At 73.8% G+C, this 14,511-nt stretch carries 14 protein-coding genes; 11 read left to right on the plus strand and 3 right to left on the minus strand.

The genetic code is table 11. The features are described 5' to 3' along the window. Window positions 1-27 precede the first annotated feature (27 nt). From ELX43_RS06455 to ELX43_RS06480, 6 genes are all read left to right on the plus strand, one after another. Window positions 28-807 carry an enoyl-CoA hydratase-related protein gene (locus tag ELX43_RS06455; RefSeq protein ID WP_127782645.1) on the plus strand — a complete coding sequence of 260 codons (780 nt, stop codon included), beginning with the start codon at window positions 28-30 and terminating at the stop codon, window positions 805-807. Window positions 808-828: 21 nt separating this feature from the next. Then, complete coding sequence (locus ELX43_RS06460; RefSeq protein WP_127782646.1) at window positions 829-1,830, plus strand: class I SAM-dependent methyltransferase; 1,002 nt, start codon at window positions 829-831, stop codon at window positions 1,828-1,830. Next, window positions 1,830-3,014, plus strand: coding sequence for a class I SAM-dependent methyltransferase (locus ELX43_RS06465; RefSeq protein WP_127782647.1), 1,185 nt, complete (start codon window positions 1,830-1,832; stop codon window positions 3,012-3,014). The genes ELX43_RS06460 and ELX43_RS06465 overlap by 1 nt, the downstream gene beginning before the upstream one ends. Before the next feature lie 176 nt (window positions 3,015-3,190). Beyond that, entirely contained in the window at window positions 3,191-3,502 is a 312-nt protein-coding gene (locus ELX43_RS06470; protein WP_164860592.1) for a TfoX/Sxy family DNA transformation protein, read from the plus strand. 55 nt (window positions 3,503-3,557) lie between these two features. Then, window positions 3,558-4,307 (plus strand): acyltransferase, encoded by a 750-nt coding sequence (locus ELX43_RS06475; protein ID WP_127782649.1) that lies wholly within the window; start codon window positions 3,558-3,560, stop codon window positions 4,305-4,307. A gap of 89 nt (window positions 4,308-4,396) precedes the next feature. After that, window positions 4,397-5,428, plus strand: coding sequence for an NAD-dependent epimerase/dehydratase family protein (locus ELX43_RS06480; protein WP_127782650.1), 1,032 nt, complete (start codon window positions 4,397-4,399; stop codon window positions 5,426-5,428). 6 nt (window positions 5,429-5,434) lie between these two features. Here ELX43_RS06480 and ELX43_RS06485 read toward each other — a convergent pair whose 3' ends face one another. Genes ELX43_RS06485 through ELX43_RS06495 form a run of 3 tightly spaced genes read right to left on the minus strand, consistent with a single transcriptional unit; the run spans window position 5,435 to window position 8,966 of the window. Further along, the gene (locus ELX43_RS06485) at window positions 5,435-6,664 is read right to left on the minus strand and encodes a glycosyltransferase family 4 protein (protein ID WP_127782651.1); all 1,230 of its coding nucleotides are present in this window, start codon (window positions 6,662-6,664) and stop codon (window positions 5,435-5,437) included. Next, window positions 6,661-8,187 carry a glycoside hydrolase family 57 protein gene (locus tag ELX43_RS06490; RefSeq protein WP_127782652.1) on the minus strand — a complete coding sequence of 509 codons (1,527 nt, stop codon included), beginning with the start codon at window positions 8,185-8,187 and terminating at the stop codon, window positions 6,661-6,663. Before ELX43_RS06490 ends, ELX43_RS06485 begins: the two co-directional genes overlap by 4 nt. Continuing rightward, window positions 8,184-8,966, minus strand: coding sequence for a class I SAM-dependent methyltransferase (locus tag ELX43_RS06495; RefSeq protein WP_127784728.1), 783 nt, complete (start codon window positions 8,964-8,966; stop codon window positions 8,184-8,186). Before ELX43_RS06495 ends, ELX43_RS06490 begins: the two co-directional genes overlap by 4 nt. A 214-nt stretch (window positions 8,967-9,180) precedes the next feature. Here ELX43_RS06495 and ELX43_RS06500 point away from each other — a divergent pair, with 214 nt between their 5' ends. The 5 genes from ELX43_RS06500 to ELX43_RS06520 all read left to right on the plus strand — a co-directional run bounded on the left by ELX43_RS06500 (window position 9,181) and on the right by ELX43_RS06520 (window position 14,478). After that, entirely contained in the window at window positions 9,181-9,963 is a 783-nt protein-coding gene (locus ELX43_RS06500; protein ID WP_127782653.1) for an electron transfer flavoprotein subunit beta/FixA family protein, read from the plus strand. Between the two features lie 46 nt (window positions 9,964-10,009). Next, a complete protein-coding gene (locus ELX43_RS06505; RefSeq protein WP_127782654.1) occupies window positions 10,010-10,969 on the plus strand; it encodes an electron transfer flavoprotein subunit alpha/FixB family protein in 960 nt (319 codons plus the stop codon). 87 nt (window positions 10,970-11,056) lie between these two features. Further along, window positions 11,057-12,283, plus strand: a complete 1,227-nt coding sequence (locus tag ELX43_RS06510; protein WP_127782655.1) for a cysteine desulfurase family protein — start codon at window positions 11,057-11,059, stop codon at window positions 12,281-12,283. After that, the gene (mnmA, locus tag ELX43_RS06515; protein ID WP_127782656.1) at window positions 12,283-13,410 is read left to right on the plus strand and encodes a tRNA 2-thiouridine(34) synthase MnmA; all 1,128 of its coding nucleotides are present in this window, start codon (window positions 12,283-12,285) and stop codon (window positions 13,408-13,410) included. Before ELX43_RS06510 ends, mnmA begins: the two co-directional genes overlap by 1 nt. A gap of 9 nt (window positions 13,411-13,419) precedes the next feature. Next, window positions 13,420-14,478 (plus strand): methionine synthase, encoded by a 1,059-nt coding sequence (locus ELX43_RS06520; protein WP_127782657.1) that lies wholly within the window; start codon window positions 13,420-13,422, stop codon window positions 14,476-14,478. Window positions 14,479-14,511 lie beyond the last annotated feature (33 nt).

Raw genomic sequence — 14,511 nt, forward strand, 5'->3', positions numbered from 1 at the left:
GCGCACCGGGACGGTAGCGTGCCGCCCATGGCTGAATTCGTGTCACTCGAGGTCCAGGACGGCATCGGCACCATCAGGCTGAACCGCCCGCCGATGAACGCGGTGAACGAGACGCTGCACCGGGAGCTGCGCGCGGCGGCCGAGGAGGCCGACCAGCGCGAGGACGTGCGCGCGGTGATCGTCTACGGCGGCGAGAAGGTGTTTGCCGCCGGCGCGGACATCAAGGAGATGGCGAGCAAGAGCTACGCCGAGATGGCCGCCGACGGTGGCTCGCTCACCCAGTCGTTCCGGGCCGTGGCGCAGATCAGCAAGCCCACCGTGGCCGCCATCACCGGCTACGCCCTGGGCGGCGGCATGGAGCTGGCACTGTGCTGCGACCGGCGGATCGCCGGCGACAACGCGAAGGTGGGCCAGCCCGAGCTGCTGCTGGGCATCATCCCCGGCGCCGGCGGCACCCAGCGCCTGGCGCGCCTGGTGGGCCCCAGCAAGGCCAAGGACATCATCTTCACCGGACGCTTCGTCGGCGCGGAGGAGGCGCTCGCCATCGGGATGATCGACGAGGTGGTGGCCCCGGACGACGTCTACACCGCCGCCAAGGCCTGGGCCGGCCAGTTCACCCAGGCCGCCGCCCGTGCGCTGGCCGCTGCGAAGGCGGCCATCGACAGCGGGCTGGACATGGACCTGGACAGCGGCCTCAAGCTGGAGGCGCACCTGTTCGCCGCCGGCTTCGCCACCGAGGACCAGAAGATCGGCATGACGTCGTTCGTCGAGAACGGTCCTGGCAAGGCGAAGTTTACCGGCAAGTAGGGACCACTTAGGGTGTCCCGCATGACTGCGAGCACCCGCGACAACGTCGACCCGGCGCCCAACCCGCACGCCACCGCCGAGCAGGTGCAGGCTGCCTACTCCGACACCAAGCTCGCCCAGGTCCTGTACCACGACTGGGAGGCAGGCACCTACGACGAGAAGTGGTCGATCTCCTACGACCAGCGCTGCAACGACTACGCGCGGGGCCGCTTCGACGCGGTGGTCACCAAGGACGTCGCCGCTCGCGAGGTGCCCTACGAGCGGGCGCTGGAGCTGGGCAGCGGCACCGGCTTCTTCCTGCTCAACCTGATGATGACCGGGCTGGCCACGAAGGGCTCGGTCACCGACCTGTCCCCGGGCATGGTCAAGGTGGCGCTGCGCAACGCCGAGCACCTGGGCCTGGACGTCGACGGCCGGGTCGCCGACGCCGAGACGATCCCGTACGAGGACAACACCTTCGACCTCGTCGTCGGGCACGCGGTGCTGCACCACATCCCGGACGTGGAGCAGTCGCTGCGGGAGTGCCTGCGGGTGCTCAAGCCCGGCGGACGGCTGGTGTTCGCCGGGGAGCCCACCACCATCGGCAACCGCTACGCGCGGCTGCTGGGTCGGCTCACCTGGGAGACCGCAACCCGAGTGACCAAGCTGCCGGGGCTGACGTCCTGGCGCAAGCCGCAGGGCGAGCTGGACGAGTCCTCCCGCGCGGCGGCGCTGGAGGCCGTGGTGGACCTGCACACCTTCGACCCCAGCGAGCTGGAGCGGATGGCGCTGCGCGCCGGTGCCGTGGACGTGCACGTGGAGACCGAGGAGCTCGCCGCTGCGCTGCTGGGCTGGCCGATGCGCACCCTCGAGGCCGCGGTGCCCGCCGGCAAGCTGGGCGTGCGGTGGAACTTCTTCGCGTTCAAGAGCTGGCAGCGGATGGCGGCGCTGGACGAGAAGGTGCTCAACCGGGTGGTGCCTCGCCAGTTCTTCTACAACGCGATGGTCACCGGCGTGAAGCCGGCCGCTGCCGACAGCCACTAGTGGGCTACGCGTTCGACCTCTCCGACGTCCGCTTCCTGCGGTCCGCGGAGGGCTCGGACGTCCTGGCCCGGTGTGCGGACCTGCCGCTGACCACCGCGTCCCGGCTGGCCGACGTGGCCGCGGTGCGCGCGGTGGCCGGCGACCACGCTCCGGCAGTGCTGGAGACGCTGCTGCTGCGCCGCCGGGCGGTAGCGAAGCTGACCGAGGCGCAGCACTGGCTGTTCACCGACGACGCGCTGCAGCAGGCCACCCCCACCCTGGTGGCGCGGCACCGCGCCCAGCGCCTGGCCGGCCGGGACGTGCACGACGTCACCTGCTCGGTGGGTGCCGAGCTGGCCGAGCTGACCGGCGTGGCCGGCCGGGTGCTCGGCTCCGACCTGGACCCCGTGCGGCTGGCGATGGCGGCGCACAACGTCGCCGGGGTGGCGCTGGCCCGCGCCGACGCGCTGGCCCCGGTCAGCCGCGACACCGTGGTGCTCGCCGACCCGGGGCGTCGGGACACCCGGGGCCGCCGGCACGACCCCGCGGCGCTGCAGCCGCCGCTGCCGGCGCTGCTGGAGGTCTACCGTGGCCGGGACCTGGCGGTGAAGTGCGCACCCGGGCTGGACGTGGACCTGCTGGACTGGGCGGGCGAGGTGGAGCTGGTCTCCCTGGACGGCGGCGTGCGCGAGGCCTGCCTGTACTCAGCCGGCCTGAGCAGCCCCGGCCACCAGGGCCCCGTGCACCGCAGGGCCACCGTGCTCAGCAGCCGCGACGCCGCGTGGACGATCACCGACGCCGAGCCGGACGACACCGACGTGCGCCCGGTGGGGGAGTGGATCGTCGAGCCCGACGGTGCGGTCGTCCGGGCCGGGCTGGTGCGCCACTACGGCGCCCGACACGGCCTGGGCCAGCTGGACTCGCACATCGCCTACCTCACCGGCGACGTCCCGCCCCCCGGGGTGCGCGCTTTCCGGGTGCTGGAGGAGCTGGCCTACTCGGAGAAGGCGCTGCGCCAGGCGCTGCGGCGCCGCGGTGCGTCCTCGGTGGAGATCCTGGTGCGCGGCCTCGACGTCGATCCCGCCGTGCTCCGCCCGCGGCTCAAGCTCGCGGGACGCTCGGGCGGGCCCGCGCTGAGCGTGGTGCTGGCCCGCATCGGCGACGCGCACCGGGCCTACGTCTGCACCGCGCACCGCACCAGCTGAGCCGGGGGAAGTGGTCAGCGGGGTGATCTTTCCCATTTCGGCGCCCCGCCGAACCGTGTTAAATGGGCCGGGACGACGCACTGGTCCACTTCGCAGCACAGCTCGGGCGAGAGTGGACGCAGTACCTGCTGCACCACCCGCACTGCCTTCACCCGCTCAGCAAGGGGGAGCACGGCATGATCGGCAAGGTTTTGCGCGACCCGCGCCGCACCGGTTCCGGCACCCCGCTGGAGGAGGCCGAGAACATCAGTCCCGCCCTGGCCAACGACCTGCGCTGGGTGGGGGTGCCCGACCTGGAGTCGCTGCGCGAGGCCGGTGCGGTCGAGGTCTGTGCCCGGCTGGAGGCCGAGGGCCTGATCGACTGCACCTACGCCCTGGTGGCCCTCGAGGGTGCCATCCAGGGTGTCCCGCACGAGCAGCTGGGCGAGGACGTGGCCGAGCGCCTGAGCAGGCTCTGGGCGCAGCGCTGCCCCCCGCGCGGCGCCTGACCTGCCCGGCGGGGCATTGCCGAGATGGTCGGCCCCGCCAGTAGGCTCGCTGCCCATGACGAGCATGTGGGGTGCGCCGCTGCGTGCCCGCTGGCGGGCCGGTCGCGGCAGCGGCGAGTCGGAGCAGGCCCGCTTCCTCACCCTCGCCTCGCTGCGGTGGGTGCTGCGCAACAAGGCCTACACGTCCTGGTACCTGGTGCGCTACTGGCGGCTGCTGCGCTTCAAGATGGCCAACCCGCACGTGGTGCTCCGGGGGATGGTGTTCCTCGGCCGCAACGTGGAGCTGCACGCCACTCCCGGGCTGGCCCGCATGGAGATCGGCCGCTGGGTCCACATCGGTGACGGCAACGCCATCCGCTGCCACGAGGGGTCGCTGCGCATCGGCGACAAGGCCGTCTTCGGGGCCAACAACGTGGTCAACACCTACCTGGACATCGAGATCGGTGCCTCCACCCTGGTGGCCGACTGGGTCTACATCTGCGACTTCGACCACATCTACGCCGACGTCAACACGCCGATCAAGGACCAGGGGATCGTCAAGACTCCGGTCCGGATCGGACCCGACTGCTGGATCGCCACCAAGGTGACCGTGCTGCGCGGCACGCGGGTGGGCCGCGGCTGCGTCCTCGGCGCCCACGCGGTGGTCAAGGGCGACGTGCCCGACGGCAGCATCGCGGTGGGTGCCCCGGCGCGGGTGGTGCGCAACCGCTACGACGACTGGGAGGCCACCGCCGCGGAGCGGGCCCAGCTGGAGGCCGCGCTGGCCGACATCGAGCGCAAGAAGGCGCTCGGCCTCGGCGGCTGAGCCACGGGCTCGGTGTGCCGCGCTCGCCGTGCGGCAGGGGGTGCGGTGTGGTCGACTCGGCTGATGAACAACATGCGGATGCTCCTGCCATGCGGGTAGTGGTCACCGGAGCGTCGGGCAACGTGGGCACCGCCCTCCTGCGGGCGCTGTCAGCTGACTCGGCCGAGCACGAGGTGGTGGGCATCTGCCGCCGCCCACCACCGGACGTGGACCCCTACCGTGGCGTGGAGTGGGTGGGCACGGACCTGTCGTACCCGTTCTCCGGGGAGGTGCTGGAGCGGGCCTTCGCCGGCGCGGACGCGGTGGTGCACCTGGCCTGGCTGATCCAGCCGTCCTACAACCAGCCGCTGCTGCACCGCACCAACCAGGGCGGCACCCGCCGGGTGATCGACGCCGCGGTCGCCCAGGGCGTGCCGCACCTGGTCTACCAGTCCTCCATCGGGGTCTACGCCCCGGCCGAGCAGGGCCAGGTGGTCACCGAGAGCTGGCCGCACACCGGTGTGCCCACCTCCTCCTACAGCGTGGACAAGGCCGCCACCGAGGCGATGCTCGACGAGCTCGACGCGCCAGGGACGACGGTCACCCGGGTGCGACCCGGGCTGATCCTGCAGCCCGACGCTGCCTCGGAGATCGCCCGCTACTTCATGGGTCCGCTGGTGCCCACCCGGCTGCTGCGCCCGGCGCTGCTGCGCCTGGTGCCGTTCCCGCCCGGGGTGAACCTGCAGTTCGTGCACGCCGACGACGTCGCCGACGCCCTGGTGCGCATGCTGCACCAGCGGGCCGAGGGCGCGTTCAACCTGGCCGCCGAGCCCGCGCTGGACCGCAGCACCTGGGCCGCGGCCTTCGGCGGCGTGGGTCCGCCCCTGCCGATCGGCGCCGCCCGGGCGGCCGGCAAGCTCAGCTGGCAGACGCGGCTGCAGCCGGTGGAGCCCGGCTGGGTGAACCTCGCGGCCGGTGCGCCCATCATGGACACCACCCGCGCCCGCACTGAGCTGGGGTGGACCCCGCAGCACGCCGCCGACGACGTGGTGCGCGAGTTCGTCACGGCCCTGGCCCAGCGTCGCGGCACCCTCAGCCCCGCGCTGGTGCCGCGCAGCAAGGACCGCGGCAGCACCCTGTAGCCGGCGTCAGCGGCCGGGCAGCGGGTTCGGCGGGATCACCGGGCGGGCCAGCGGTGCCCGTGGGCGTCGGTGGGCCGCGCGGTAGACGTCCACAGTGGCCGCGGCGATGCTGGTCCAGCAGAAGTCGGTGTCCAGGCGCGCGCGGGCCCGCTGGGCGCGCTCCCGCGCCGCGCCGGGGTCGTCCAGCACGGAGCGCACCGCGGTGGTCAGCCCGGCCACGTCACCCGGTGTGAACGACAGCCCGGTCACGCCGTGCTGCACCGCCTCGCCCAGCCCGCCGGCCGAGGAGGCCACCAGGGGCGCCCCGGCGGCGGCCGCCTCCAGCGCCACGATGCCGAACGGCTCGTAGCGGCTGGGCAGCACCACCGCGTCCGCCCGCGCCAGCCGCTGCAGCAGCTGCGTCGTGCTCAGGTGCCCGGCGAAGGTCACCGCGCGCAGCACCCGGTGCCGGCGGGCCTCCGCGCGCAGCCACTCCAGCTGCGAGCCCTCGCCGGCCACCACCAGCCGGGTGCCGGGGTGCGTGCGCCGCACGCGGGCCAGTGCGGCGATGGCGTCCTGCACGCCCTTCTCCCACTCCAGGCGGCCCAGGAACAGCAGCTGCGGCGGTCCGGTCCGGGCGACCTGGGGCGGGCTCGGCCAGTGGTCCAGGTCGATGCCGTTGTGCAGCACCGTCACCGGCGCCTCGGGGCGGAACAGCTCGGTGACCTCGGCCCGCATGGCGGCCGAGCAGGTGACGAGCGAGTCGGCGCTGTTGGCCAGCCACCACTCCGCGGAGTGCACCTGGCGGTTCATCCGGTCGGGCAGCCAGCCGCTGTGCCGGCCGGCCTCGGTGGCGTGCAGGGTGGCCACCAGCGGCACCTGCAGGTGCTCGGCCAGGGCCACCGCGGCGTGCGCGACCAGCCAGTCGTGGCCGTGCACCACCTCGGGCTGCCAGCCGGAGCGCTGCAGGGCCAGCCCGGCGCGCACCAGGGCGTGGTTGAGCCCCAGCGTCCACGCCATCAGGTCCTCGGTGAACACCAGGTCCAGCGGGTCCTCGGCCACCGCGACGACGCGCACCCCCTCCACCACCGCGTCCGTGGTCGGGTGGGTGCCGGCGTCGGTGCCGGTGGGCCGTCGGGCCAGCACCGCCACGTCGTGCCCGGCCGCGGCGAGGTGGCAGGCGAGGGAGTGCACGTGCCGGCCGAGCCCACCCACCACCACCGGCGGGTACTCCCAGGACACCAGGAGGATCCTCATGCCGAGGCCGTGCTCCCGGGGGTGGCGAGCCGGCGGGCGTCCAGCGCGGCGAAGGGTCCGTCGGCACGGCGCCACTGCTCGGCCAGCGCCAGCGCAGGACCTCCCGCGCGCACCGCACCGGCGATCTCGTGCACCGCGTGGGCGTGGGTCTGGGCTCGGGTGCGGGCGTAGTCGGGGGCGGAGTCCTTGGTGACCATGAAGGCCCAGTCGCTGGACAGCGCCAGCAGCGCCTCCCGGAGGATCTGGTCGGCGACCGGGTTGCGGCCCTGCTCCTTGACCAGGTCGTCCACCGTGGACAGCGCGGTGCGGGTGACGTCGGCGTTGAGCCGGACGAAGTCGCTGACCTCGTCGCTGGCCCACACCCGCCAGTCCTTGCCCGAGCCCCACGACGACGCGGGCAGGTCCACCGGTGCGCCCACGCAGCCGGCCTCCACCGCACCCTCCAGGGTGGTCACCCGGACGCCGGCCTCGGGCAGCAGCCGCAGCACGGCCTCCACCCAGGCGGGCCCCTCGTGCCACCAGTGCCCGAACAGCTCGGTGTCGTAGGCGGCCACCACCAGGCCAGGGCGTCCGTCGCGCTCGGCCAGCGAGGCGAGCCGGGAGCGCACCACCTCCACGAACTCCGCGGCGTGCTGCTGCACCGCCGCCGCGGCCCGGGCGGGGTCGTAGGGCGCCTTGGCCTCCGGGGCGACGCCACGCCCGGTGACCCGGGCCGGCTTGAGCCCGCTGGGGTGGTCGTAGGTGTGGAAGTCGCGGTAGGCGGCGTGGCCGGGGTAGCCCGAGCGCGGCGACCACACCTTGTAGCTGACCTCGAGGTCGCGGCCGAAGCAGACCACGTCGCTGTCGCCCACGGTCCGGGCGGTGCTGGTCGCGCCGTGCAGGGCGGGTCCGTCCACCAGGAAGTGGCGCACACCGGCGGCGGCGTAGCCGGTCTCCATGCCGGGGGCGTAGGCGCACTCCGGGGCCCAGATGCCGGCCGGGGTGCGCCCGGTGCGGGCGGTGGCGTCGGCCAGGCCCGAGCGCAGCGCGAAGTCACGCAGCCGGGGGTCCATCAGCGGCTGGAAGGGGTGGGTCAGCGGCCCGCCGAGCAGCTCCACCACGCCGGAGTCCACCACCGAGCGCACCTGCGGGGAGCCGCCGTGGCGCCAGTGCGTCTCGAAGTCACCCAGCGCGGCCTCGGCGGCGCGGTGCTCGTGGGTGGCCAGGCGCTGCAGCGCGTCCTCGCCCCGGCGCCCGGCCGCGGAGTGCGCTCGCAGCTGCCAGTCGCCCAGCCAGTCGTGCATGCCGCGCAGGCTGTGCGCGTCGTCGAGCTGCGCGGCCAGCACCGGGGTGACGCCCAGGGTGAGCTGGCGGGTGCGGCCCTCGTCGGCGAGGCGGCGCAGCATGGCGAACAGCGGCTGGTACGAGCCGGCCCAGGACTGGTAGAGCCACTCCTCGCCCACCGGCCAGCGGCCGTGGTGGGCCAGCCACGGCAGGTGGGAGTGCAGCACCAGGCAGAAGGTGCCGACGGGCTCGGTGCTCACCGGCGGACCGCGACCGCGACCAGGTCCAGGCTCGCGTCCACGTCGGGCTCCACGATCTCGAAGTCGTCGGTGCTGATGGAGGCCACGTCGGCCACCAGCTGCTCCGGCCAGGCCTCGCCGGCCAGCGAGCGGTCCAGCTGGGCGTCGATGAAGGACCCGCCGTGGGCGGCGTCCAGTGCCCGCAGCCGCGGGCCGTGGTGCAGCCCGCGCATGGACTGCACGGTGAAGCCGGCCTCGACCAGCAGCTCGGCCAGCTCGTCGGCGTTGAGCTCGCGGGTGTGGAAGGGGTTCAGCGGGGTGTCCCGGCCGGGGGAGAAGGTGATGCGGTTGGGGGTGCTGATGAGCAGCACGCCACCGGGGGCCAGCACCCGGGCGCACTCGCGCAGGAACTCCGCCTGGTCCCACAGGTGCTCGATGACCTGCAGGTTCACCACCACCTCCACCGACGCGGTGCGCAGCGGCAGCGCCGCCAGGTTGCCGCGCAGCACGTCCAGGCCGGGGTAGCGCCGGCCGACGTGGGCGGCGGTGTGCGCGTCGTAGTCCAGCGCCACCACGCGGGCAGCGCTGCGGGACAACAGGTCGGCGCCGTAGCCCTCCCCGCAGCCGGCCTCCAGCACGGTGCGGCCGGCGCAGTGCCGGGCCAGGTCGAGGTAGGCCACCTCGTGGCGGCGGAACCAGTAGTTCTCCTCGGCGATGCCGGGGACGGTGCGCTCACCGGTGATGGGCAGAGCCTCGACGACAGCCGGGGCGGGGCCCTGGCCAGCGCCGTTCTGGTCCACGCTGTCCTGGGTGGCGGGAGCGGAGTCGGTCACCGGCGCAGAGTAGTACCTGTGCCGCAGCGGCGGTCCGGCACGCGGGAGTGTGGCGGGGATCGCTTAGCATTGAGTTGCACAGTTATTACCCGCCAGTAACATATGGGCAGAGCTACGCCGTGCCATCCTGCTCTACCGAAGGTCAGGATCACCACCACTCGCAGGAGGTCGAAGAAGACCCATGAACATCGTTGTGCTGATCAAGCAGGTTCCCGACACGTGGTCGGACCGCAAGCTGTCCGAGAGTGACTTCACCCTCGACCGTGCTTCGGCCGACGCGGTGCTCGACGAGATCAACGAGCGCGCTGTCGAGGAGGCACTGCTGCTCAAGGAGGCCGGCGAGGGCGAGGTCACCGTGGTGACCATGGGTCCCGACCGCGCGACCGACGCCATCCGCAAGGCGCTGTCCATGGGCGCCGACAAGGCGGTGCACCTCTCCGACGAGGCGCTGCACGGCTCCTGCGCCATCCAGACCGCCAAGGCGCTGGCCAAGGTCATCGGCACGCTGGGCGAGGTTGACCTGGTCATCGCGGGCAACGAGTCGACCGACGGTCGCTCCGGCGCCCTCCCGGCGATGCTGGCCGAGCTCCTCGGCCGCCCACAGCTCACCCAGGTGCGCAAGCTGGCCATCAACGGCGGCACCATCACCGCCGAGCGGGAGACCGACGAGGGTGTCTTCCAGCTCGAGGCCTCGCTGCCCGCCGTGGTCAGCGTGACCGAGAAGATCAACGAGCCGCGCTACCCCTCCTTCAAGGGGATCATGGCCGCCAAGAAGAAGCCGGTCACCACGCTGACGCTGGCCGACGCCGGCATCGACCCCAGCGAGGTCGGCCTGGCCAACGCGATGAGCTCGGTCTCCGAGTCGGTGCCCAAGCCGCCCCGTGGCGGTGGCGAGCGCGTCTCCGACGAGGGCGACGGCGGCAGCAAGATCGCGCAGTACCTCGTGGCGCAGAAGATCATCTGACGGCGTGCTCGAGACCAACCGGACGAGAAGGTAGGAGAACCAGAAAATGGCAGAGGTCCTGGTACTCGTCGAGCACGCTGACGGCGAGTTGAAGAAGGTTTCATCCGAGCTCATCACCGCGGCGCGCGCGCTGGGTGAGCCCTCGGCGGTGGTGCTCGGCGCCGCCGGCACCGCGGCAGGCATGGCGGACGCGCTGGCCGCGGCCGGTGCGGAGAAGATCTACGTCGGCGAGTCCGACGACGTCGACGGCTACCTGGTCACCCCCCAGGTGGACGTGCTGGCCAAGCTCGTCGAGCAGACCAGCCCGGCCGCCGTCGTGGCCGCCGCGAGCGTCATCGGCAAGGAGGTCGCCGGACGGCTGGCCCTGCGCCTGGGCTCCGGCCTGCTCACCGACGTCGTCGCGGTGGATGCCGACGGCTCCGTCAAGCACTCCATCTTCGGTGGCGCGTTCACGGTGACGGCCAAGGCCAACACCAGCGTGCCGGTCATCACCGTCCGGCCCGGCGCCATCGACGCCGCGCCGCAGGCCGGTGCCGGCACGCAGGAGACCGTCGAGGTGCCGGCTCCCGACGCCGCGACGGCCACCAAGATCACCAGCCGCGAGCCGGTCGTCAGTGGCGACCGTCCCGAGCTCACCGAGGCCAGCGTCGTGGTCTCCGGTGGACGTGGCGTGGGCAGTGCGGACAACTTCACCGTGGTGGAGGCGCTGGCCGACTCCCTCAAGGCTGCTGTCGGCGCCTCGCGCGCCGCGGTGGACTCCGGCTACTACCCGGGCCAGTTCCAGGTGGGCCAGACCGGCAAGACGGTCTCCCCGCAGCTCTACCTGGCCCTGGGCATCTCCGGTGCCATCCAGCACCGGGCCGGGATGCAGACGTCGAAGACCATCGTCGCGGTGAACAAGGACGAGGAGGCGCCGATCTTCGAGATCGCCGACTTCGGCGTCGTGGGCGACCTGTTCAAGGTCGCGCCGCAGCTCACCGACGAGGTGAACAACCGCAAGGGCTGACCCGGTCAGCACCATGCCCACGAGGCCCCTGTCCGCGCTGCGGGTGGGGGCTTCGTGGCGTTCTCAGCCGCGTACCCTGGTCCGGTCATGACTAGCACCCCAGCCTCGGCAACCGTCTACCTGGACCACGCCGCCACCACTCCCATGCTTCCGGAGGCGGTGGCCGTGGTGACCGAGGCGATGGGCAGCGCGGGCAACGCCGCGTCCCTGCACGGCTCCGGCCGTGCCGCTCGCCGCCGCGTGGAGGAGTCTCGCGAGCTGCTGGCCCAGGTGCTGGGCGCCCGGCCCACCGAGGTGATCTTCACCGGCGGCGGTACCGAGAGCGACAACCTGGCGATCAAGGGGATCTACTGGTCGCGCACCGCCGCCGACCCGCGGCGGCGCCGCCTGCTGGTGGGGGCAGCCGAGCACCACGCGGTGATCGACGCCGCCCAGTGGCTGGTGGAGCACGAGGGCGCGGTGCTCACCTGGTTGCCGGTGGACGCGCACGGGCGGGTGCAGCCGGAGACGCTGCGGGCCGCGCTGGCCGCGCACGCCGACGACACCGCCCTGGTCAGCGTGATGTGGGCGAACAACGAGGTCGGCACCATCACCGACGTCGCAGCCCTGGCCGAGATCGCGCACGCCCACGGGGTGCCGCTGCACACCGACGCCGTGCAGGCGGTCGGCCAGCTGCCGGTGGACTTCCGCGCCAGCGGCGCCGACGCGCTCACCATCACCGGCCACAAGCTCGGCGGACCCTTCGGGACCGGGGCGCTGCTGCTCGGCCGCGACGTGGGCTGCGTGCCCCTGCTGCACGGTGGCGGCCACGAGCGCGACGTGCGCTCGGGCAGCCCGGACGTGGTCGGCGTGCTCGGTCTGGCCACCGCCGCCGAGGTCGCCACCCGCACCCTGCCCGAGCGGGCCGCGCGGATGGCCACGCTGCGCGACCAGCTGGTGCGCGGCGTGCTCGACGTGGTGGACGACGCGGTGCTCAACGGAGACCCGTCCCCGCAGGGCAGGCTGCCCGGCAACGCCCACCTGACCTTCCCCGGCTGTGCGGGCGACTCCCTGCTGATGCTGCTCGACGCCCGCGGCATCGAGTGCTCCACCGGCTCGGCCTGCACCTCCGGGGTGGCGCAGCCCAGCCACGTGCTCATCGCCATGGGGGTGGACCCGCACGCCGCGCGCAGCTCGCTGCGGCTGTCGCTGGGGCACACCTCCACCGAGGCGGACGTGCACACCTTCCTGGACGCCATCGTCCCGGTGGTGGAGCGGGCCCGGATGGCGGGGCTGACCAGCGCGGGGGCGGCCCGGACGGCGGTGCGGGGCTGATGCGGGTGCTGGCCGCGATGAGCGGCGGCGTGGACTCCGCGGTCGCCGCTGCCCGCATGGTGGCGGCGGGCCACGACGTGGTGGGCGTGCACCTGGCCCTGTCGGCCTCGCCGGGCACGCTGCGCACCGGATCGCGGGGCTGCTGCTCCAAGGAGGACGCCGGCGACGCCCGCCGCGCCGCCGACGTGCTGGGCATCCCGTTCTACGTGTGGGACTTCGCCGCCCAGTTCGCCGAGGACGTGGTGGACGACTTCGTGGCGGCCTACGCGGCGGGGGAGACGCCCAACCCCTGCCTGCGGTGCAACGAGAAGATCAAGTTCTCCGCCCTGGCCGAGCGGGCCGTGGCCCTGGGCTTCGACGCCGTGGCCACCGGGCACTACGCGCGGCTGTCCGACGGCGTGCTGCGCCGGGCCGTGGACGCCGACAAGGACCAGTCCTACGTGCTGGCGGTGCTCACCGCCGACCAGCTGGGCCGCGCGGTGTTCCCGGTGGGGGACACCCCCAAGCCGGAGATCCGCGCCGAGGCTGCCCGGCGCGGGCTGGCCGTGGCGGAGAAGCCGGACAGCCACGACATCTGCTTCATCCCCTCGGGGGACACCCGCGCCTTCCTCGGCACCCGGATCGGGGTGCGTCCGGGTGCGGTGGTGGACGCCGACTCCGGCAGCGTGCTCGGGTCGCACGAGGGCGTGCACGGGTTCACCATCGGCCAGCGCAAGGGCCTGGGCCTGGACGCTCCCGCCCCGGACGGGCGCCCCCGCTACGTCACCGCCATTGACGCCGAGGCGGGCACCGTGACCGTGGGCTCCGCGGCGCACCTGGACGTGCACCACCTCCGTGGGACCCGCCCCGTGTGGACCCACGGGCACGCCCCGGACAGCCCGCTGGAGTGCGTGGTGCAGGTGCGGGCGCACGGGGGCCTGGCCCCGGCCACCGTCACGGTCACCGCCGAGGGGGTGGAGGTCACCCTGCACCAGCCGCTGCGCGGGGTTGCCGCTGGTCAGGCCGCGGTCTTCTACCGGCCCGACCCCGAGGGTGACGTCGTCCTGGGCAGCGCCACCATCAGCGGCTCGCGCCACCCGGTCGACCACGCCGCACCGTCGGCCCCCACGGGCCCGCGCGACTGGTAGACAGTGCTGGTGACCGACGCAGCGAAGCCCTTCCTCCGCGGTCTGCCGGGCGGGACTGCCACCGGCGTGGGCTCCTGGCCCGGCGCCGACGCCGACGAGGCCGCGCGCATCGTGCTCGGTGAGCTGGCCGCGCTCCCGCACCTGGTGGAGCTGCCTGCCCGAGGCGTCGGGGCGGACATGGTGGGGCGCACCGCCGCCCTGCTGGTCGACCTGGCCGTGGAGGTCGCCCCCTCCGGATACCGGGTGGCCTCCCGTCCCGGCCGCGACCACCGCCGTGCCGTCGACCTGCTCCGCCGCGACCTGGACGTGCTGGAGGAGGCGCTGGAGCGCGCCGGCGCCACGCCGCCGGCGCTGAAGGTGCAGGTGGCGGGCCCCTGGACGATGGCGGCCCAGGTAGAGCTGCGCAGCGGCCACCGCCTGCTCACCGACCGTGGCGCCGTCGCCGAGGTCACCGCGTCGCTGGCCGAGGGGGTCGCCCAGCACGTGGCCGAGGTGCAGCGACGCACCGGCATCCCGGTGGTGCTGCAGGTGGACGAGCCCGGCCTGCCCGGGGTGCTGGCGGGCGCCCTGCCCACCGTCTCGGGGCTGACCACCATCCCGGCGGTGCCCGCACCGGAGGTGGAGGCCGGGCTGCGCACCGTGCTGGAGCAGGCGCCGGGCCGGACCATGGTGCACTGCTGCGCCGCCGCCGTCCCGCTCACCCTGATCCGCCGGGCCGGGGCCACCGCCGTGGGGGTGGACCTGGGACTGGTGGGAGTCACCGACCTGGACGAGATCGGCGAGACCCTGGAGGACGGGGCGATGCTGGTGCTGGGGGTGGTGCCCGTGCCGGTGTCCGTGCCGGCCTCCGGCGGGGCGTCGGCCACCACGCTGCACCAGCTGGCCGAGCCGGCCCTGCGGCTGATGGACCGCCTCGGCTTTCCCCGGTCGGTGCTGTCCACCGAGGTGCTGGTGACCCCCGGCTGCGGCCTGGCCGGCAGCACGCCCGCGGACGCCCGGCGGCTGCTGGCCCAGTGCGTGGAGCTGGGCCGTGCCTTCACCGACCCCCCGGAGTCCTGGGGCATGTGAGCGAGGCCCGGTCGGGGGCCGGGACTGTCAGGG

It is taken from the genome of Rhodococcus sp. X156 (genome assembly GCF_004006015.1).
Lineage (GTDB): Bacteria > Actinomycetota > Actinomycetes > Mycobacteriales > Mycobacteriaceae > X156.